Here is a 19,267-nt window from a genome sequence, read left to right as displayed (position 1 = left end):
AACTTTTTCAGGGACGACTATGTATGGCAACAACTGAAAGTCAGTGGGCAGTGGCGTGGAGCCGATGTAGCCGGACTAAATCTGCATTTTAGCATTTAACCCGCTAAAACAAGTACGAAAACTTTAGCCGGAATGCAAAGTTGCGCGGCAATCCCGGATAGTAGTAGCGGGGCGCACTTCCGCCAAACGAGCTGGCATTAATTAAAACCATCGAACTGTAATGCTCTCCGGTCAGATTGTTTAGCGCCAGCAGGGCTTTCATGTTGAGGTTTCCCCAGTTTTTCAGGTATTGAACGTTTGCATTCAACAAACCATAGGCATCCGTATAGATGGAGTTGTCATCACGCAATGGAATTTTCCCCACTTGCTGGTAATTCAATTGCAGGTTGAAGCGCTGTTTGATGCTTAAAGCATAGCTCAGGTTTGTTTGATAACGCGGTGTTCCGGTGAGCTCTTTGTCGGAGTAGTCGTTTTCGCCATCAACAAAATCAACGAAATAGAAAGGCGAAAAGCTGCCGTTAGCCGATAGCTGGTGCTTGTAGTTTTCTCCACCCGGCAGGGTGTATTGAAGATAGTATTCCAGCCCCGGATGAGCGGTTTTCCCGGCGTTGGTTCCCTGGTAGGCATCTTCGTCCACCCGCCGTGCAACCAGTAAATTCTCAATGCTCATATAAAATGCCGAGATGTCGTAGTACAATTCATCAAACAAATAGCCGCGGCTTCCTAATTCGTAGTTCCAGCCGGTTTCGGGCTGAATATCGGTATTTCGTCCGCCTTCCGGAAGCAAGGTTTCTTCCAGGCTTGGCGGTGAAAAACCGTGGCTCACCTGTGCGTACAGCTTGTTTTTATCAGTCAGCGAGTAGTTGATGGCCAGGCGGGGTGAAATAACGGTTTTAAAAGAATGGTCGCCGGACCGGTCGCCATCTGCGCCTAGCAGGTCGGTGTAGTCGTAATACGTTTTGTTGATGTTGGCTCCGGCGGAAATCCGGACACGGTTGGCCAGGTAATAATCAAGCTGCCCAAACCCATTGACGTAGTTTCGCTTTTCCTTGTTGTCCGAAAGAATTTCACCCGCACTTCCATCGTCTGTATTCTCAAAAGTTGCCCAATCGTATCTTTCAAAAAAACTCTCATTCCCCAGCATAAATTTCCAGCTTCCATTTTCAGTAAGAACTGTTTTCTCCAGGATAAAACGGCCGCCGAAATAATGACTTTCTTCTGTTAGAAAATTAAATGGCCGCAATTCATCTGAAGCACGGTTTTGTCCAAAAAAGCTGATGGTCGATTTCCAGTTTCGGTCCCAGTCAGAAATGACAGACGCGCCCAGCAAATTCTTTTGGTAATCTTCGTAACCACGGATGGCCGCCCAGTTTGCTGCTGCCAGTTCTGGGCTGTTGGTGAAGCTCTCGAAATCCACCGAGCTGGGAATATAGGCTTTCAAGTCCGTGTGGTTCACAATCAGGTTCAACTGGTGATTGGCGATATCAAACTGGCCGACATAATTCAGGTTTACCCGTTCCGTTTCATTGTTCTCGCGATAGCCGTCGGAGCTTAATCGTTCAATCGCCAAATGATTGTTGCTGTTATCGCCAGTCAGGTAGAGGTTGCCGTTAAACTCGTGGGTTTGATAGGAGCCAAATCCGTAATCAACCGAAAATTGGTTTTGATTTGGATGAACGGCATCAAGCAGCAAGGTGCCGCCCAATCCGGCGCCATAAAACCCAGAGGCTGGCCCTTTAATGACTTCAAAGCTTGACAAAACCGATTGGTTCAAATCTTCAATCGTGGTTTCGCCAACCCCGTTGGTCAGCGGAATGCCGGCATAATAGGCGCGGATTTTATTCGATGCGTAAGGCGTGCGGCTGCCAACTCCGCGAATGGTTAAGCGGTTGGTTGTCAGGCTGGCACTTTGCATGTACACGCCGGGCACCTGGTTCAGCACAAAATCAATGGGTTGTAGCGAATTTTGCTCCAACTGGTCGGCTGCCAAAATTGAAATGGCGGCTGGGGTTTCCAGTAATCGGCTTTCGTAGTGAAAAGCGTGCACCGTAACCGCATCAATGGCGAAAACTGAATCCTGTATCGATGATTCTTCATCGAAGGGTGCTGAGTCTTGAGCAGGTACACGATAAGATTGAAAAATGAAAAGAAGGGTGACTAAGGCAAGGGAGCAATTTTTCATCGCTATGAATTGATTTTCTTTGGTTTGCAGAGTTTGTTTTCTTTTTTCGCTTTCACGTTGCACTTTTTGCAGCAATATTTGGCGTCTTCAGGTTCCACGTAATCCTTCTTCTTACAAGCGCTTTTACCCATTTGTTTAATTGCTTTTGTTGTTTTTCAGAAGAACAACCGATTGGGGGAATTGTTTTTTCGGAGGATTGGGGTGGCGCTCTAGACTAACTGATGAGTAGCAATGCACGAATTAAAGAATCGCTGGATTGTTTGTTTCTTCGATTGATTTAAAAACGTTATTTTTGGATTATGAGAACATTACAAGAAATAAAAAGCATTTTAAGCAGTCACAAAGATCGATTGTTTCATGACTATCCAATAAGATCAATGGCAATTTTCGGTTCCTATGCGCGCAGAGAACAAGACGATTCCAGTGATTTGGATATTTTGGTAGAGTTCTCAGACAGAATTGGCGTAAGGTTCATTGACTTAGCTGAGGAACTAGAGAAAATTATCGGATTTAAAGTCGACTTGGTTTCCAAGAAAGGAATTAAGGAAAAATACTTAAAATCAATCGATTCAGATTTGATCTATGTCTAAGCGTGATACATTATTGTTACTGGATGATATGCTGCAATCGGCGCTGAAGATTAGACGATACATTCGAGGCCATGATTTTGAGTCTTTTTTATCGGATGATAAAACGATTGATGCAGTCGTCCGGAACTTTGAGATCATCGGAGAGGCAGCAAATAGAGTTCCCCAGGACTTTAGGAATCATAATCCGGAAATAGAATGGAAAAGGATTCGTGGATTTCGCAATCGAATAGTTCATAAATATTTTGGGGTTGACTATGAAATCGTTTGGGAGATTATTGAATCATATCTAGATGAACTAATTGATTGGTTGGAAGCTATATTGGGGACAATCAAATCATTCAGTCCAGCTGACTTAGAATATGTTATCGTGAGGTTCTCGAAGCTTACTTCCCTGCTCAATTTTGAAATATCAAGCTGCTATTCAAACCGCTTTCCCCACCAAGCTTTCAATCGCTCCATAATTTTGAGTTCCGTTGCATTGTTTTGAGGTTTGTACAAGCGTTCGTTTTTGATGTTCTCCGGAAGGAAATCCTGTTCGGCAAAGTTGCCTTTGTAAGCGTGCGCATATTTGTAGTCTTTGCCGTAGCCCAAGTCTTTCATGAGTTTGGACGGGGCATTGCGGATGTGCAGTGGCACCGGTAAATCGCCGGTGCGCCGAACCAATTCTTGCGCTGCATTGATAGCTTCGTAGGCTGAATTGCTTTTAGGCGAAGTCGCCAGATAGATGGTGCACTCTGACAAAATAATACGCGACTCGGGTGGCCCGATTTTGTGCACCGCATCGAAGGTGCTTTGGGCCAGCAGCAGCGCGTTGGGATTAGCGAGCCCCACATCTTCAGCAGCCAGAATGAGCAGCCTGCGGGCAATAAATTTGATGTCTTCGCCACCTTCGAGCATGCGCGCCAGCCAGTACACCGCCGCATCGGGATCACTGCCCCGGATGCTTTTGATGAAAGCTGAAATAATGTCGTAGTGCATTTCGCCATTCTTGTCGTAAATGGCCTGGCTGCTTTGAAGGCGGTCGGTGACTTTTTCGTTGGTGATGACAATTTTCGGACCTTCTTCGGCCAAAACAACCAGTTCGAGAATGTTCAGCAGTTTCCGGGCATCGCCACCCGAAAAGCGCAGCAAGGCTTCGTATTCCTGCACCACGATCTCCAACTTTTTGAGGTCGGTGTCTTTTTTGATCGCCAAGTCCAGAATTTTCAACAGGCCTTCTTTTTCCAGATGTTTCAGCACGTAAACCTGACAGCGCGAGAGTAGTGGAGAGATTACCTCAAAGGACGGGTTTTCTGTGGTGGCACCAATCAAGGTCACCACGCCCTGTTCAACCGCTCCCAGCAGCGAATCTTGCTGCGACTTGCTAAACCGATGGATCTCATCGATAAACAAAATGGGATTGGGATGATTGAAAAACTGGGTCTTCTTCGCCTTTTCAATTACTTCACGAACATCTTTCACACCCGAGTTGATGGCGCTTAAAATGTAGAATGGGCGGTCGAGCGTGTTGGCAATAATTTTCGCCAGGGTGGTTTTTCCAACGCCCGGCGGGCCCCACAAAATAATGGAGGAGATGTTGCCTGATTCAATCATTTTTCGCAAAACAGCTCCTTCACCAACCAAATGATCCTGGCCAATGTAGTCGTCCAGCTTTTTCGGACGAAGTCGTTCTGCAAGGGGAGATAAACTCATTTTTTGGTTTCTTTAGTTACAATACCTCTTAATGATATTGTATGCATCCTGAATGCCCAGCTCGCCGGCTTTACTCAGGTCGTTGGCGCCTCCGTCCATTTCATCCAGGTAAATTTTGGTCAACCCCCGGTTAAAGTAGGCTTCGGCAAAGTCCGGTTGCAGTTCAATGGCTTTGTCGAAGTTCCGGATGGCTTCCTGGTATCGGCCTAGTTTGCAAAGGATGTAGCCTTTGTTGTAATAGGCGAATGGAAAATCAGGGTTGATATAAATACAAACCTGGTAGTCATTCAGAATATCTTCATAATCTGAAATCATTTCCTGGGTATTCTCACTTGGCTCTGGCGTCGATCCCACCGGGATGGTCAGGTCTTCCGAAAAGTCGGGTAGCGATTCAAGCAGCTCCACCATCTGAACGCGACAGTTTGCCCGGCTGAAGTGTGCCAGCGTGTTTTTATTGTCCATGGCAATGGCCTGGTCAAAATCATCCATCGCTTCGCTGTATTCGTTCACCAAAAACTTAAAGATTCCCCGGCTCAGATGATTTTCAGCCACTTTATTTGCCTTGATTTTCTCATTGAAATAAAGGATTTGATTTCTGAAATGATCCTCGAAAGTCGTGGTTTTGATATTGCTGATGGTCATCATTGGCGTATAGTTGTTGAAGCGGTTCAACTCTTCCAACGCCAGATTATAATATTGCAAACGTTCGTAGTCAACGGCGTTGCGGCTGAACGATGAAATCACAAAAATGTCCTGTAGCTCAATGATGATGTTCCGGTTTTGTATGCGGCCATCATCCACATCTTCCTCTTCGTCGGTTGGCAGGTTACGGGTGTCGGCCAGCGAGAGTCGAAAGCGGCGGCGGTCTCGTTGTTCCTGTGTTTCCTCCTGTTTTTCGTCTTGTTTCTGCTGCGTATTTGGGCGTTGGGGAGTTTGCGCCGGAGGTTTTTGCTGGGTATTTTGCGCCTGTTGTTGGCCTGCTGCACCTGAGCTTTGCTGCTTGGTTTGTTGTTGCTGCTGTGCCAGGGCATCATCTTCCAGCATGCGTTGGCGGATGTTCAGGCGTGGATCCAGCTTGGCTGCAACTTCATAGTCGTTTTCGTATCCCGGAATTTTCAAAACTTCCTTGGCTATTCCCCGGTTAAAATAGGCGTTCGGCAAGGTCGGATTAATTTCGAGCGCCAAGTCGTAGTCCATGATAGCGCCCTGGTAGTCCTCCAGTCGTTGTTTCACAATTCCCCGGTTGTTGTAGGCGTAAGCATTTTGCGGATCCAGCTTGATGGTTTGATCAAAATCGCGCAGGGCAGCGGCGAAATCTTCCAGCTCAAAGCGGGCCAGGCCACGCAGCAGGTAAGCGCTGGCAAAGTGCGGCCGAATCATGATGGCCCGGTTTAAATCGCGAATAGCTTCGGGAATATCGCCCTTCAAAATATTGGCATTACTTCGGTTAATAAAACTGTTGATGAAGTTTGGGTTGATTTCCAGGGCTTTGTCGTAATCTGCAATGGCACCTTCAATATCTTTCAACGAAAGTTTGGCAATGCCCCGGTTGTTATAAATGGCCTCGTTGTCAGGATCCAGCTCCAGCGCCCGGTTGTAATCAGCAATCGCAGCATCATAGTCTTTCAGTTCCAGGTATGCCAGCCCGCGGTGCATGAACGCGTCGGGGTAGTATGGTTTTATGCCGATGGCTTTGTTGTAATCCTGAATGGCGCCACGGAAGTCTTCCAGCTGATGTTTGGCCACACCTCTAAAATAATAGGGTTCTGGCAGTTGTGGCTTAAATTTGATGACAATATTGAAGTTTTCGATTGCTCCAACGTAGTTGCCAATTTGAATGCGGGTTTGTCCAACACGGATATAGTGGCTAATGTTCAACTGGCTAAAAGCCAGGTTTGAGAGGAGCAAAAATATAAGGGATAGTTTGATTTTCATTTATTAGTCGTTTCAGCCAATCTTTTCATTATTTGTTACAAGCTTTAATGTTGTCCGATTTGCTCAAGTCCGTGTTCACTTCTGGCAAGTAGCCGAAATTTGTTGATTGATCACGATCTGTTTTTTCGTGTGGCGCAATTTACAAAGAGCAAGACGAATATTCTAAGCCGATTGATGATGTTTTTTGTATTTTTATTCAAATTTTGAATTTTTAACAAAAATCGATCCAATGAAACGAACATGAATTTTAATTCTTCTTGTTGTGAATATGAAGAATTAAAATTCATCGAGAGTTCCATCGAATACGAACGAAATAAACAATTTTAATGAGATGAAACGATGCGACTGGTGCCTGAAAAATGATTTGTACATTGATTACCATGATACCGAATGGGGTGTGCCTTTGCACGACGACCAGCTTTTATTTGAGTTTTTGTTGCTGGAAGGTGTGCAGGCCGGCTTAAGCTGGCTGACGGTTTTACGCAAGCGTGAGAATTACCGACTGGCCTACGATAATTTCGACCCGATCAAGGTGGCGGCCTACGATGATGCTAAAATGCAGGAGCTGTTGCAGAATGAAGGCATTATTCGTAATCGCTTGAAAGTGGCGGCCAGTGTGAACAATGCCAGGCGCTTTTTGGAAGTACAGCAAGAGTTCGGATCGTTTGACAAGTATATATGGGGTTTTGTCGATTTCAAGCCCATCGTTAACCACTTTGAAAAGCTGGAAGAGCTGCCGGCCCGAACGGAACTCTCAGACCAAATCAGTAAAGACATGAAAAAGCGGGGATTCAAGTTTGTCGGATCCACCATTGTTTATGCGCACATGCAGGCCACGGGTATGGTTAATGATCACTTGGTGAGCTGTTTTCGGCATGCCGAGCTGGATGGGGTGTTGTAGTCTGCAGGAATTGCAAACGTTCTCAAAAGGTGGTGGCTGGTTTTTCCGTTTTTTTGCGAAAAATGAAAGGCTGAACGTTTCCAGTTCAGCCTTTCTCCTAAGTTTTCTTGTGAATAGTTCGCTTTCTAAATCTGGTTTAATAGCAGGGTGAACTACTGGGGCCATCGTGTCGGCCGCCACCGTGCCTGCCACCGCCATGTCGTCCGCCGCCTTGTCCACCACCTTGTCGGCCACCGCCGCGACCATTGGCGTTGTTGGATTTAAATCCGTCACCAATTTTGTAGCCGTCATCCTGTCCGCCGCCTGCTGTGGCGTTGTTACTCAGCAGAATCATCATGGTGGCAGCTGATGCAGCAGCATAGCCGGTTTTTTTAATAGCTTCTTTTCGTGTCATCTTCTTCCCCAAAGAATCTTGAATTTTCGTCTCTACGTCAGTCTTTCGCTTTTCCATTTTAATGATTTTTTGTGTTAAATGTATGTTTGTGAAATTAAAATCGTGTTGACTTCAGAAATGAGCTTTTGCCCCAGCTTACAGTCAGTGAAATAGCCACTGGCTATGGTGGCGATCTTATTGAGGCAATTTATGTTGAGACGGTTAGGTGAACAATAGGTAAAATCCCGTAAAATCAATTTTGCGCAAGCTGAGTCTTAGTTTTATATTTATATTTAGCTCAACGTTTATCGACTTTTGAATTAATAAATAGTATCTAAATGGCTGATATTCCATACGTCAAGCGAAAGATAGGACCACGTTACCTGGTTTGGTTTCAGAATAGCAATTTGTATTTTCAACTAGAGGAGCCAGCTTGGTTTGCCTTTCAAAAGATTGCCCGAGGCCAGCAAGCTGAAGCCATCGCGCCCAAGTTGGAGCTACGCTATGGCTGGACCCCGGAGGAGAGTTTGACCTTTGTAAATGACATTGGACTTCGGGTTGAGGAAATGAACCGGCCTGTTGCTGGTGACGCTGATCCAAAGCCTGGTTTCGATGCAGCAGCACAACATGTTTTTACTTCCTACTCCAGCTATCATTACCGGCTGGGAAGCAGGGTCATCCGGTTTTTCTACGAGACTTCTTGGCTCGAACGCTACGTTCATCCCCTGATCAGTCACTTGGAGACAGACGGAAACGAAGGGGAGGACTTTCTTTTTGAGTTGTTTTCATTTCAAAACCAGGTTGTTTTCCGGTTCGAAAATCAGGTGAAAGGCATGTGGGGCAAGGATGAGAGCCATTTGGTAAAAGGGATGATCTTTCTGGAGCTGATCAATGTGCTGCATCACAAGAAGAAGGAAGACTGGCTGATGACCGTTCATGCCTCGGCGATTACCAATGGCCACAAGACGATCCTTTTTTCGGCAGCTCCCGGAAGTGGAAAAACAACCCTCGCGGCCTTGCTGCAAGCGCGGGGATATCATCTCATTTCCGACGATTTTGTGCCGTTTGATAAATACACGATGAATGCCTACCCGTTTCCAATCGCCATGTCGGTGAAGGAAGGGGCAATGGAAGTGCTGGCTTCGCACTATCCTGACTTGGCCGGGAAGCAGCTGCGACATGTTGCTCCAAATAAAAAAGTACGGTATTTACCTATTGAAAATGATTTGATGCAGCTGGTTTTCCCGGTTCAGGAAATCGTGTTTGTGAAATACAATCCGGCCATCGATTTTCAACTGGATAAACTCGATTTTTTTGAAGCGTTACGATTGCTTCTTGAACAGGTTTGGGTACCACCAACTCCCGCGAATGTGGAGATTTTGTTTGAACGGGTAGAGAACCTCAGGTTTTATCAGCTCAACTATTCCGACAACTCAAAAGCGTTGGAAGCGATCAAAGAGATGTTTGACCATGACTGACAGGGAAATGTATTATTTGATAGGAAAATGCCTTGCTTTGGACGAACATCCGGAGTTTAGGGACCAGCTTATTGCCCTCGCGAAATCTGAGCTGATAGACTGGCACCAGTTTGTTTCGTTGTGTAGCAATCACCTGGTTTTACCTGCCATTTTTTTAAAATTCAGGACACATAATCTTCTTGACCATTTGCCGGAAGATTTGACGAGCCATTTACACGAGGTTCACGCGCTGAATGTGGCCAGGAATACACGAATTCTGAAACAGCTTCACGAAATTGTGGACGTGCTGAAGCCGCACAAGATCTACCCGGTGTTTTTGAAAGGTGCCGCCAATTTGCTCGACGGGCTTTATGCTGATTTGGGCGAGCGAATCCTTGGCGATATCGACTTTTTGGTTTCCGACGATGAATACCTCGAAGCGGCCCGGCTGATGAAGGACGCAGGATATGCTGAAGCATACGAAACGCCCGACTACAAGGACATTGAAACCTTCAAACATTATCCGCGGCTCTTTCATCCTGAGCACGGGGCAACCATTGAAATTCACCGGATTCCGGTCGACGAAGTGTTCACCGGTTGGTTCAACAATGAGACGATCGCCCGTGAAAGGCAGCTGGTGGCGGAATTAGTCGGGTGTTATGTGCCGTCGGCCAGGCACAGGCTCATTCATAATTTTATTCATGGGCCACTTTCCAATCAGGACCACTTGTTTGGACGAATGTCGCTGCGTGGCGCCTACGATTTGTATCTACTCTCGAAAAAGTTTCCGCCGGAGCAAGCCTTAGCTGAAATTAAGCCAAAGCAAAAGGCGATTGCCTACTTTGCGCTGGTTCGGCGTGTACTGGGCTTAGACCTGGCCTTTTTCCCGAAAAGCAATCTGGCCTATCGCATCCTCTATATTAAACACACCCTCAACCTTTCCTCGACGCTGTTCAATCAGGCTCACCGTAACAGTCTGTTTCTTGGAGAGCGAATTTTCAAGGGCTATTTGGGGCAGATCATAGAGGCATTCTACTCCCGAGAGAAACGGAACTATTTAAGTCGGCGAATTATTAACCGGCAGTGGTACGGAGATCATTTTCGGCTTTATTCAAGATTCTTTGCAAAACACAAATAGCACCCAGACTGTGACAAATTTTAGTACTCATTTTTTACGATGGAACTGTAAAAAGCTGTTGAAAAAAAGCAGGTTAAACAATCCATGGTTTGAATGAAAGATTTAATTTTAAGATCGATATCAGCTAATAACTAAACTCAATACAAATGGAAACAACGAAGAAATCCACAAAACTATCTAAAGCCAGATTATTTTATGAAATTTACAAAGATCCCGAAAGGAAACCGCTCGCACAGATGTTGACAGAGATTGGCTATCTCACTTTTTTCAACAAAGCCGTTCCACGAGTTTACTTTTCCAGGTATCTTTTTAAAAAGGGAAAGGAGAATATCCTAAATTATATTCCGTCAGACCATTTGGATCGGGTTACAGCGTTTTTTAATGAGAAGGATACTTCTCTTACGTTGGAAAATAAATTGTACTTCGATTTATATTACCGGCAATTCAATATCCGTTTACCAAAGACGATTATGTACAATCTCAAGAAAGTTTTCTTTTTGGGAGACCATAGCTTTCAATTGAATAATGGGCAGGATTTTCAGTCGGTATTGATCGATATTTTCAATAATAATCCGGATTACAATTCGATTATTATTAAAAAAATGTACGGCAGCTATGGCGGATATGAGATTTATAAGCTGTCCAGACAAAAATGTGAGGAAGACCCACAATACATTGAAGCGCTTTATCAGGATGTTGTTCGTTCGGGTTTTTTGTTTCAGGAAACAATCATTCAACACGAGCAAGTAGACAAGCTAAATCCTTCATGTGTGAATACCATTCGAATTGACACGTTTATGGATGGTAACGGGAAGGTTGATGTCATCTCAGGTTATATTAGAATCAACGTTAGCGATTCGTATCTCGACAATATTACCCAAGGAGGATATGGAATTGGAATAAACTTGAATGATGGGACACTTAAGAAATATGGCTATTGCTACCCAAAATATGGCATCAAACCACTCACTGCGCATCCGGTAACAGGTACTGTTTTTGAAGGGTTTGAAATTCCATTCTTTGACCAGGTTAAAGAGTTGGTCATCAATGCGGCGAAAGTGTTGCCTGGTTTGCGCCTGGTCGGCTGGGATGTGGCTATCGAGAAGTCGGGCCCCGTACTTATTGAAGGGAACGCGAGTTATGGTGCCAATGGAAATGATTTTCATGATGGTGGGTACCGAGCCAACAAGGTATATCAGAATGTGATGAAGGAATTTCACCTGTTGTCAAAATCATAATTCAGGGAATTTTTTATAGATGATTAACAACTTGAGTGAGACAACTGTCCGCCTGATTCGTTTCAATAGCGGCCTCCACCAGCTTTTGGATTGAACAAAGATGCATCTGTACGGCTTTCTATTATAGAAGAAGTCTTAAAATCGGATGCAGAAAACAATTCTTTTTTGGTTGAAGTGGCTCATCGTTGGTGCGATGGGACTTGGCTTTTTGGCCGGTGGTTGTGCGGGCCGGACGGTGAAAGTGATGGAGGTCACTGCGACTGCTTACAACTCCATTGGCTCACAGACTCATCCCGACCACGAAAATATCACTGCCTGGGGCGATACCCTCGAGCCCGGTATGAAGTGCATAGCCGTGTCGCGCGACCTGATTCCCGCAGGCTTGGATTACGAGACCAAGGTGAAAATTGAGGGATTGCCCGGAACTTACCGGGTACTCGATAAGATGAACCGGCGCTGGACCCAGCGAATTGATATTTATATGGGAAACGACGTGGAAGCGGCGCTGGACTGGGGCGCGCAGCAAGTAACCATTTCGTGGAAGGAGGATAAGTAAGTTTTTTGCTGAAGTTCTTTTGTGCAGAAGCGATCAGCTTCCCTGTCATTTCGCTGGAAGTCAGCAGGCTCATTGTTGGGACGCCGTCTCGCACCCCGGATTTCATCATTTATGTCATGAATACGTCGTCCAGCATTCCGGATTCCACCATTTATGCCATGAATACGTTGTCCAGCATTCCGGATTCCATCATTCACGCCATGAATAGCCCGTCCAGCATTCCGGATTCCACCATTCACACCATGAATGCTCGTTCCCGCATCTGGGATTCCACCATTCACGCCATAAATGCACGCTCCCGCATCCAGAATTCCACCATTCACGCCATGAATGCACGCTCCCGCTTCCGGAATTTCATCATTCATGCCGTGGGCGAGCTTTCCCGCATCTGGGATTTGCCGCACATAGCATGGGCCATGTTTCCAGCCTCCAGAATTTGATGCTCATGCACATGAGTGCGGTCTAAAGCTTGCGGGATTTGGCGCTCATGCGCTGAATAACGGCTTTTGGATTTTTGATTTGAACAACAAGACGATGCCAGAAGCCCGCAATCCGGTTTAATCTGCTACTTTTGTGGACTGGCTTGCCTGCAATCAGATCGGAAGCGGACAAACAGAAAAATGAGTACCAATTTTCAATTCAAAAAAATAAAGCGATGCCTTTAACCAACAATGATATTCTGAAGAAGTTACGTGTGGCGCTGAAATTGCGCGATGACGATATTGTCGAGATTTTGAAATTGGTTGATTATCCGATTAGCAAGAGCGAGCTGGGGGCTTTTTTCCGAAGCATTGAACACCCGAACTATAAACCGCTGCAAGATCAAATTCTACGCAACTTTCTTAATGGATTGATTATTTATAAGCGGGGCCCGAAAGACAAAGGGCCCGGGCAAACTCCGGAAAAGAAAGCGGAATAGTCGCGCCAACGATTTAACTCGCTGCAAGCTTCTGTGTTTCTTATTTTCATTTCTGGTCGTGATGGTTGGAGTGTTCATGATGCTCACGGATCAGGTCGCGGCCAAAGTCACCATCAAAATCGCGCCAAACGGAATGGATGTGGTTGGCGCCATTTTGCGTGTTGTCCAGCTCAATCAGAAAGGTTTTGCCCTGCACCCGGTAGTAATGTGGCTCGCCGGGCTGTGTGCCACCGGCCCATCCAAAGCGGATCTGGTCAAACTCTTCGGTTTTTAACAGGTTCATGCGCAGGGTGGCCAGCTCGGGAGGCATCGAAGCCAGGTATTCATCAATCAGCTCAAGCAAGATGGCTTGGTGATCAGGCGCCAGGTCTTTCAGCCGGATACCCACGAGTTTCATCGGCTCCACTTGGCTGTCGTTTGAAGTGGTGATATCCCAAAAGGCGCGCTCCCGGAAGATGGCCTGCTGCCGTTGATTTTCTGGCAAGGCATGGAGCAGCTTAAACGCCAGGTCCTCTTCGCGTGCCAAGGTTTTCTCTCCTTTTCGTTTTCCTTCGGGAATGACGGCCGGATTGGCGCCCATAAATAGGGGAGCCATCGCCAGCTTGCCGTCGGCCATCGTAAAGTTCAGCGAAAGGTGATGTCCTTCGAAGGACCAGCTCCACAGGTTGTTTTTGTCTGGTTCGCCATAAAAGGCCACAAAATAATTGTCGGGATTGCGGTATGCCGGATTGTTTTCCAGCTCACCCAGAATTTCTTCGAGCTCTAGAATCTTTTGTGTTTTGTCGTAGCCGGTTTCACTCAGGTAACTTTTCAACAAACTGAAAAGCAGTTGGCGCTGCGTATTGTCAAGCTCGCCTAAACTAATTCCAGTCCGTGTCCAGCTCGAGGCAGGCAGGTAATGCCACCGGCTTCGCGATGAATCTTCAAACGGGAGTAGCACCCGGGCGCGCTGTGTATCATTGAGCGAGGCCAGAAATTGGCGGGCAGGATCCGGGTCTCCCTGGGAATAGACGGAACCAATGGCGGAAAGCAGAATCAGAATGACAGCCATTTTCTTCATTTGTCAGGGTTTTTGATTAAGAATCAGCCTGTCTGCACAGATCAGGCACCGTTATCTCTAACAACTGAACGACCGTTTTGCTTGCTTTTCGTTTTTCTCTCGCTTATTTCTGGCGATGTGTTACAGGAGAAGAAAAAACAGCGCGATCAAGCTGATGGTGAGCAAAGACACTCCAATCGGAAACCACACCGGTGCAACCCAGGGGCGGGGAATCAGGAACAGTACGTCGGTTGTGGTAAGTTTTGGCGGCCATCCAATGAGCAAATAAAGTGATATGTAGTAGAACAAGTCCCAAAAAGCGAAGGTCCACAGAAACACCATGGTTTTTTCGAGCCAGCCATAGCCAACCAGCCAGGCCAGTGTGGCGAGCATGACGATGGTCGCTGCTTCGCGTGTCATTTCAATGTGAATCAGGCGGCGGGGGACTTTTTCTAGCGCTTGCCGGTTATCCACCTCCGGATCGAGCAGGCCAATGGTTTTGCGCAGATACACCACCACGACACCTTCAACATGCGCCATCGCTATTCCAAACAAGGCCAGTAGTACGAATTTGAAAATCATCGGAGCTCTTTTTTGAGATCAAACGCAATCTTCAACCGGGATGGATGATCAAAGTTAAGTGGTTACTTCGGCAAATCAAATACCAGCGGTTTTAGTCATCCGATGAATCCACAATTAATCGATTTATGAGGTGGTGACATCCTGGTATTTTGCAAGATTATGCATCGGATGACCTATCGAACCTAACTCAGCTTATGGATCTTTGATCAATTCAACCAGATTATCAATTCAGATTTGCAGGCGGATAACCTCCGGTTTATTGTTTCGTACATGCAACTACAGAAAAAGTACAAAAACGTTCCGCCATGTCAAAGATTTTGTTTTCAGTATGTCTGGCAGGCTTTAGTCTTTTCGCCCTCAATGGCGAGGCGCAGCAAGATCCTTTTGAGGAAGCCCGGAAGCTGATGGTTCGCCAACAAATCGAAAGCCGTGACATTCGCTCCAAACCCGTGTTGGATGCCATGCGCGCGGTTCCACGTCATCGCTTTGTGCCTGCCGATTATCGAAAAGAAGCCTACCGCGACGGGCCGCTCCCAATTGGCTACGGGCAAACCATTTCTCAGCCTTACATTGTGGCCTACATGACCGAGCTGATTCGTCCCGAGCCCGGATTTAAAGTGCTGGAGATTGGCACCGGATCGGGCTACCAGGCGGCGGTGCTGGCCGAAATTGTTGATTCGGTCTATACCATTGAAATAGTTGAGGAACTTGGGCTGGCGGCTGTCCAGCGGTTGCAGGATTTGAGTTACGATAATGTTCATGTAAAAATTGCCGATGGTTATGATGGCTGGGAGAGTGTGGGCCCTTTTGATGCGATTGTGGTGACCGCTGCTGCCAATTTTGTCCCACCACCATTGATAAAACAGCTAAAGGATGGCGGCAGGATGATCATTCCTGTTGGTTCGCCTTTTCAGGTTCAACAATTGAAGCTGGTGGAAAAAAAGAACCAGCAAGTCAGAACCGAGAACCTGCTGCCGGTTCGGTTTGTACCTTTCACCCGCGACAATGACTAAGGCGCCTGTCATAACTGGCGGCCATGTTGGAATCGGAGTTGGACTGCTGTCGGCTGCCCTCATTGCTTTTCAGTTGGCCTTGATGCAGATCTTTTCCATTACCCAGTGGTATCATTTTGCTCATTTGATGATCTCACTGGCCCTGTTGGGGTTTGGAGCTTCGGGCACTTTTCTGGCATTTTGTAAAGAGCGGCTGGTGCGGCGTTTCGACCTGGTTTATCCAAGCTTACTTGTGCTCACTGCAGCGCCGATGGCCTTGGCGCCGGTTATTATTCAAACCGAATTTTTCCGTTTCGATACCTACCTGCTGTTTAGCGATCACCGTCATCTGTTTCGATTGGTTTTAACCTGCCTGTTTTTGCTATTGCCTTTTTTCTTTGGCGCACTGGCGATTGGGCTCAGTTTTGTGCGCTACGGAAAGCGCATTGGCCAATTGTATTTTGCCAACCTGCTGGGATCGGGTTTGGGCGGTTTGCTGGCGCTCGCCCTCATGTGGCGGATTGCTCCGGCGAGTTTGCCAGCTATTTTGGCCATTCTTCCATTGGTGGGCAGTTTCGTTGCCCGGGCACAAAAGCGAAATCGGCTGCTGTTTTGGTTGTGCCTGATCCTGCTGATATTTTTGAATGTTGATCAGCCCAAGCTGGTGCGATCAGAATACAAAAGCATAGAGAAAACCCTGTTGCTTCCTGAAGCAGAGGTGGTAAGCCGGTCTGTCAGTCCTTACGGACTGCTTGAAGTGGTGAGCACGCCGGCCCTGCGTTATGCGCCCGGCCTTAGCCTGGCTTATGAGGAAGGCATTCCTTCGCGCCTGGGCGTTTTCAACAACGGCGACGCACTGGGCGTGTTTCTACCAAAACCTGAAGCGGATGCGACATCCATTCTGCAATTCACCACCAATGCTTTGCCTTATGTGATTCGGCAGCCGAGGAAAGCTTTGATTTTGAGCAGTGGCACTGGCGAACTGTTAAGTTTGGCCGTGTCGCACCAGATCAATGAAATTGACGCCGTTGAAGCAAACCCGCTGTTGGTCGAACTTTTGCAGGAGGAGTTTGCCGACTCGACGAACCACTTGCTGGCCGATCCGGCCATTGACATGCACCAGTTGGAGTCGCGTACTTTTGTGCAAGGTAGTCAGGAGTTTTATGATTTGATTCAACTGCCGGTAATTGGTTCGTTCTTCGGTTCGTCGGGACTGAACGCTTTGGAGCAGCGTTACGACCTGACCCGCGAAGCTTTTGCTGAGTTGTGGCAAAGCCTGGCGCCCGACGGACTGATCAGCATTACCTGTTGGATGGATTATCCGGTGCGCAATCCTTTAAAAATTCTGGCCACTTTATCTGATTTGCTGGAAGGGCAAGTCGAGGATAAGAACAGGCACTTGGCGGCCATTCGAAGTTGGAGTACGGTTACCTTTGTGATTAAAAAAACGGCTTATACGGAGATTGAGGATTCAACCATTCGCGAATTTTGTGGACGAATGTTTTTTGATCCGTTGCTTCTGCCGGTTCAAAATGAATTTGACCGGGAGCATTTCAACCAGTTGGATGACCCTTGGTTTTTTGATGCCGTGGATCAACTGGTGGCCGATTCGGCCGATCCGTTAGACCACAATTACGCTTTTCGTATTCGTCCGGCTACCGATGACCAGCCATATTTTTTTCAATATCTTCGGTTGAAGAGTCTACGTCAATTGAATCAACTTTTTGGCGACCAAACGGTACCTTTCATGGAATTGGGTTATGTGGTCGTTTGGCTCACCTTGTTACTGGTGGTGCTGGCATCGTTGGTTTTTATTCTTTTGCCGCTGCTTCCTTCTTCTTTTCGTTTGAAAAGAAAACTCAGGACCTTCCTCTATTTTGGTGGCATTGGCTTGGGGTACTTGTTTGTTGAAATGGTCTTTATCCAGCAATTTACGCCTTTTCTTGGGCATCCTATTTATGCGGCTTCGGGTGTCATTAGCCTGATGTTATTGTCGTCGGGTGTAGGGAGCTTACTTTCCGGGCGTATTCGTATTTCGCCCAAAAACCTAACGGCGGTCAGCATCGTCATCGCAGCGGTGATTATTGTTTATGCTTTCAATCTTACGGCAGTTTTGCGCACATTCAATTCGTATTCCATGCCAATGAAGATTGGATTGATGATCCTGATAGTCGGCACTCCGGCTTTGCTTATGGGCTTACCTTTCCCGCTCGGCTTGACCGATGTGAGCAAGCGCCAGCCGTCAGCCGTTCCCTGGGCATGGGCGGTCAATGGCTGTGCGTCAGTGGTTAGTGCCAGCCTGGCGATCGTGATTTCGGTTGAAGCCGGCTTTTTCTGGGTGATGGTTGGTGCGGCAGCGGCATATGGCCTGGCTGCACTTGCCATCATTCCAATGAGTTATCGCACCATCTTCAGACTTTAACCCAGCTCTTGCTTGCTTGTTGCTTTTTTTCCGAACTTGAATGTTTTATACAGATAGCCCATGTAGGGAAAAACGACTAGCACACCCACAATTAAGGCTATGAGCAGTTGTAATTGCGTTGGTTTGGGAGCAATCGCACTTTGAACGGTAATGTCCACGCCATCGTTGATTTTGACCAGCACCGGGAACTGAATGGCAAACCATCCGAGTACAATCATCGTGGTTTGAAAGCCGGCAATTAACCGCAGCATTTGGCGGTTGTTCTGGTTCAGGTTAATCCACAGCAGCGGTAGGGCCAGCGTTGCCAGCACCACACTGATGATGCTTGGAATTGAGTGGTAAAACTCAAAGAAAAGCGGGTGACCTTCCAGCTCGGCTGTAGCAAAAACCAAGGCTCCTGCAATAACCAAAGATATAATGAGGTATTTGGCGATTCGGGTAAATCGTTCGACATGTGGTTTTTCTTTCGTTTCACCCAAGGTGTAAATGGTTGCCAAAAAGGCAAAAAGGACTACCAAAAAAATGCCAAGGGAAAACGAGAACCAGTTGAGCCAGGGATTTAGGTAAACTGCATAAAAGCCCTGGGTGTAATCCATGGTGATGTCACCCAGAATAATTCCACCGGTTGTCACCCCCAAGAAGAAGGTGGTAAACAAACTTGAATATCGGAATATGGAGGAGTAAATGGCCTTGGGCGTTTCTTCCTCAATGTCATAATGCCGGAAGGTAAAAGCCGAGCCACGCAGGATAATGCCAATCAAAACAAGTAAAACCGGAATGTGTAAGGCCGTTAAAACGGTGGAGTAAACCGTTGGAAATCCAACAAACAGGATCACCACCACCAGAATGAGCCACATGTGATTGGCTTCCCACACCGGGGCAATGGCCCGCGAAACAATACCCGACGCTTTTCCACGCGATAGCAATTCGAGGATTCCCCCTCCAAAATCAGCTCCACCAAGCAGGACGTAGAGCAACAACGAAATTCCGAGTATGATTAAGATTATTTCAGTCATGTTTCAGGTATTTGGTTTGAAGCATTTTGATTTGACGGCTCATCAGCCAGGCAACGATAAAGCTCAACAGCAGATAGACTGCTGAGATGGTGTAAAACGTGTATTGAATTCCCGGCATCGGGGTCAGCGCATCTTTGGTTTTCATGATGCCGTAAATAATCCAGGGTTGACGGCCCACTTCCGTGACGACCCATCCTGCCTGAATGGCAATGAAACCGAGCGGGGTAGCAAAAAC

Annotated in this window: 19 protein-coding genes; 11 read left to right on the top strand and 8 right to left on the bottom strand. The window is 46.8% G+C overall.

The window, feature by feature from the left end; genetic code table 11:
- Positions 1–103: 103 nt before the first annotated feature.
- Entirely contained in the window at positions 104–2,182 is a 2,079-nt protein-coding gene (locus NC99_RS11775) for a TonB-dependent receptor (RefSeq protein ID WP_157624831.1), read from the bottom strand.
- A gap of 299 nt (positions 2,183–2,481) precedes the next feature.
- Between NC99_RS11775 and NC99_RS11770 the strand changes: the two genes are divergently transcribed.
- Complete coding sequence (locus NC99_RS11770; protein WP_053183897.1) at positions 2,482–2,772, top strand: nucleotidyltransferase family protein; 291 nt, start codon at positions 2,482–2,484, stop codon at positions 2,770–2,772.
- Positions 2,765–3,259 (top strand): HepT-like ribonuclease domain-containing protein, encoded by a 495-nt coding sequence (locus tag NC99_RS22690; protein WP_082326453.1) that lies wholly within the window; start codon positions 2,765–2,767, stop codon positions 3,257–3,259. Before NC99_RS11770 ends, NC99_RS22690 begins: the two co-directional genes overlap by 8 nt.
- Here NC99_RS22690 and NC99_RS11765 read toward each other — a convergent pair.
- Positions 3,190–4,464 carry a replication-associated recombination protein A gene (locus NC99_RS11765; protein ID WP_053183894.1) on the bottom strand — a complete coding sequence of 425 codons (1,275 nt, stop codon included), beginning with the start codon at positions 4,462–4,464 and terminating at the stop codon, positions 3,190–3,192. The two genes, NC99_RS22690 and NC99_RS11765, sit on opposite strands and share 70 nt — an antisense overlap.
- A 12-nt stretch (positions 4,465–4,476) precedes the next feature.
- On the bottom strand, positions 4,477–6,399 hold the full coding sequence (locus tag NC99_RS11760) for a tetratricopeptide repeat protein (protein ID WP_053183892.1): 1,923 nt from the start codon (positions 6,397–6,399) through the stop codon (positions 4,477–4,479).
- 331 nt (positions 6,400–6,730) lie between these two features.
- Between NC99_RS11760 and NC99_RS11755 the strand changes: the two genes are divergently transcribed.
- A complete protein-coding gene (locus NC99_RS11755) occupies positions 6,731–7,300 on the top strand; it encodes a DNA-3-methyladenine glycosylase I (protein ID WP_053183890.1) in 570 nt (189 codons plus the stop codon).
- A gap of 136 nt (positions 7,301–7,436) precedes the next feature.
- On the opposite strand, the gene NC99_RS11750 is transcribed toward NC99_RS11755, so the two are convergent.
- The gene (locus tag NC99_RS11750; protein ID WP_053183889.1) at positions 7,437–7,751 is read right to left on the bottom strand and encodes a hypothetical protein; all 315 of its coding nucleotides are present in this window, start codon (positions 7,749–7,751) and stop codon (positions 7,437–7,439) included.
- Between the two features lie 260 nt (positions 7,752–8,011).
- Here NC99_RS11750 and NC99_RS11745 point away from each other — a divergent pair, with 260 nt between their 5' ends.
- From NC99_RS11745 to NC99_RS11720, 6 genes are all read left to right on the top strand, one after another.
- Complete coding sequence (locus NC99_RS11745) at positions 8,012–9,151, top strand: phosphoenolpyruvate carboxykinase (ATP) (RefSeq protein WP_053183887.1); 1,140 nt, start codon at positions 8,012–8,014, stop codon at positions 9,149–9,151.
- A complete protein-coding gene (locus tag NC99_RS11740) occupies positions 9,144–10,268 on the top strand; it encodes a nucleotidyltransferase family protein (protein ID WP_053183885.1) in 1,125 nt (374 codons plus the stop codon). Before NC99_RS11745 ends, NC99_RS11740 begins: the two co-directional genes overlap by 8 nt.
- 146 nt (positions 10,269–10,414) lie before the next feature.
- Complete coding sequence (locus NC99_RS11735; protein ID WP_053183883.1) at positions 10,415–11,506, top strand: sugar-transfer associated ATP-grasp domain-containing protein; 1,092 nt, start codon at positions 10,415–10,417, stop codon at positions 11,504–11,506.
- Positions 11,507–11,651: 145 nt separating this feature from the next.
- A complete protein-coding gene (locus tag NC99_RS11730) occupies positions 11,652–12,062 on the top strand; it encodes a 3D domain-containing protein (protein WP_053183880.1) in 411 nt (136 codons plus the stop codon).
- 116 nt (positions 12,063–12,178) lie between these two features.
- Positions 12,179–12,502 (top strand): hypothetical protein, encoded by a 324-nt coding sequence (locus NC99_RS11725; RefSeq protein WP_157624829.1) that lies wholly within the window; start codon positions 12,179–12,181, stop codon positions 12,500–12,502.
- Positions 12,503–12,717: 215 nt separating this feature from the next.
- Positions 12,718–12,981, top strand: a complete 264-nt coding sequence (locus NC99_RS11720; RefSeq protein ID WP_053183901.1) for a DUF1456 family protein — start codon at positions 12,718–12,720, stop codon at positions 12,979–12,981.
- 46 nt (positions 12,982–13,027) lie between these two features.
- Here the strand turns inward: NC99_RS11720 and NC99_RS11715 are convergent, their stop codons facing one another.
- Positions 13,028–14,041, bottom strand: a complete 1,014-nt coding sequence (locus tag NC99_RS11715) for a DUF3500 domain-containing protein (protein WP_053183875.1) — start codon at positions 14,039–14,041, stop codon at positions 13,028–13,030.
- Positions 14,042–14,161: 120 nt separating this feature from the next.
- Positions 14,162–14,602, bottom strand: a complete 441-nt coding sequence (locus NC99_RS11710; protein WP_053183873.1) for a hypothetical protein — start codon at positions 14,600–14,602, stop codon at positions 14,162–14,164.
- A gap of 305 nt (positions 14,603–14,907) precedes the next feature.
- Here NC99_RS11710 and NC99_RS11705 point away from each other — a divergent pair, with 305 nt between their 5' ends.
- Positions 14,908–15,615 (top strand): protein-L-isoaspartate(D-aspartate) O-methyltransferase, encoded by a 708-nt coding sequence (locus tag NC99_RS11705; RefSeq protein WP_053183871.1) that lies wholly within the window; start codon positions 14,908–14,910, stop codon positions 15,613–15,615.
- Entirely contained in the window at positions 15,608–18,016 is a 2,409-nt protein-coding gene (locus tag NC99_RS11700) for a polyamine aminopropyltransferase (protein WP_053183869.1), read from the top strand. The genes NC99_RS11705 and NC99_RS11700 overlap by 8 nt, the downstream gene beginning before the upstream one ends.
- Here NC99_RS11700 and NC99_RS11695 read toward each other — a convergent pair.
- On the bottom strand, positions 18,013–19,032 hold the full coding sequence (locus tag NC99_RS11695) for a cytochrome d ubiquinol oxidase subunit II (protein WP_053183867.1): 1,020 nt from the start codon (positions 19,030–19,032) through the stop codon (positions 18,013–18,015). The genes NC99_RS11700 and NC99_RS11695 overlap by 4 nt on opposite strands.
- Positions 19,025–19,267 (bottom strand): cytochrome ubiquinol oxidase subunit I (locus NC99_RS11690; RefSeq protein WP_162231207.1); only part of this gene is annotated, 243 nt, incomplete at its 5' end. The genes NC99_RS11695 and NC99_RS11690, both read right to left, overlap by 8 nt.

The sequence above is a fragment of the Sunxiuqinia dokdonensis genome (assembly GCF_001270965.1).
Taxonomy (GTDB): domain Bacteria; phylum Bacteroidota; class Bacteroidia; order Bacteroidales; family Prolixibacteraceae; genus Sunxiuqinia; species Sunxiuqinia dokdonensis.
The sequence above is the reverse complement of the archived record's forward strand: the minus strand, read 5'-3'. Positions and strand labels throughout refer to the sequence as shown.

Coding starts and splice junctions, on each gene's coding strand:
- NC99_RS11725 (WP_157624829.1), top strand. CDS start 12,179: ATGAATACGTCGTCCAGCATTCCGGATTCCACCATTTATGCCATGAAT.
- NC99_RS11715 (WP_053183875.1), bottom strand. CDS start 14,041: ATGAAGAAAATGGCTGTCATTCTGATTCTGCTTTCCGCCATTGGTTCC.
- NC99_RS11770 (WP_053183897.1), top strand. CDS start 2,482: ATGAGAACATTACAAGAAATAAAAAGCATTTTAAGCAGTCACAAAGAT.
- NC99_RS11745 (WP_053183887.1), top strand. CDS start 8,012: ATGGCTGATATTCCATACGTCAAGCGAAAGATAGGACCACGTTACCTG.
- NC99_RS11710 (WP_053183873.1), bottom strand. CDS start 14,602: ATGATTTTCAAATTCGTACTACTGGCCTTGTTTGGAATAGCGATGGCG.
- NC99_RS11720 (WP_053183901.1), top strand. CDS start 12,718: ATGCCTTTAACCAACAATGATATTCTGAAGAAGTTACGTGTGGCGCTG.
- NC99_RS11775 (WP_157624831.1), bottom strand. CDS start 2,182: ATGAAAAATTGCTCCCTTGCCTTAGTCACCCTTCTTTTCATTTTTCAA.
- NC99_RS22690 (WP_082326453.1), top strand. CDS start 2,765: ATGTCTAAGCGTGATACATTATTGTTACTGGATGATATGCTGCAATCG.
- NC99_RS11730 (WP_053183880.1), top strand. CDS start 11,652: ATGCAGAAAACAATTCTTTTTTGGTTGAAGTGGCTCATCGTTGGTGCG.
- NC99_RS11750 (WP_053183889.1), bottom strand. CDS start 7,751: ATGGAAAAGCGAAAGACTGACGTAGAGACGAAAATTCAAGATTCTTTG.
- NC99_RS11700 (WP_053183869.1), top strand. CDS start 15,608: ATGACTAAGGCGCCTGTCATAACTGGCGGCCATGTTGGAATCGGAGTT.
- NC99_RS11740 (WP_053183885.1), top strand. CDS start 9,144: ATGACTGACAGGGAAATGTATTATTTGATAGGAAAATGCCTTGCTTTG.
- NC99_RS11755 (WP_053183890.1), top strand. CDS start 6,731: ATGAAACGATGCGACTGGTGCCTGAAAAATGATTTGTACATTGATTAC.
- NC99_RS11705 (WP_053183871.1), top strand. CDS start 14,908: ATGTCAAAGATTTTGTTTTCAGTATGTCTGGCAGGCTTTAGTCTTTTC.
- NC99_RS11695 (WP_053183867.1), bottom strand. CDS start 19,032: ATGACTGAAATAATCTTAATCATACTCGGAATTTCGTTGTTGCTCTAC.
- NC99_RS11735 (WP_053183883.1), top strand. CDS start 10,415: ATGGAAACAACGAAGAAATCCACAAAACTATCTAAAGCCAGATTATTT.
- NC99_RS11760 (WP_053183892.1), bottom strand. CDS start 6,399: ATGAAAATCAAACTATCCCTTATATTTTTGCTCCTCTCAAACCTGGCT.
- NC99_RS11765 (WP_053183894.1), bottom strand. CDS start 4,464: ATGAGTTTATCTCCCCTTGCAGAACGACTTCGTCCGAAAAAGCTGGAC.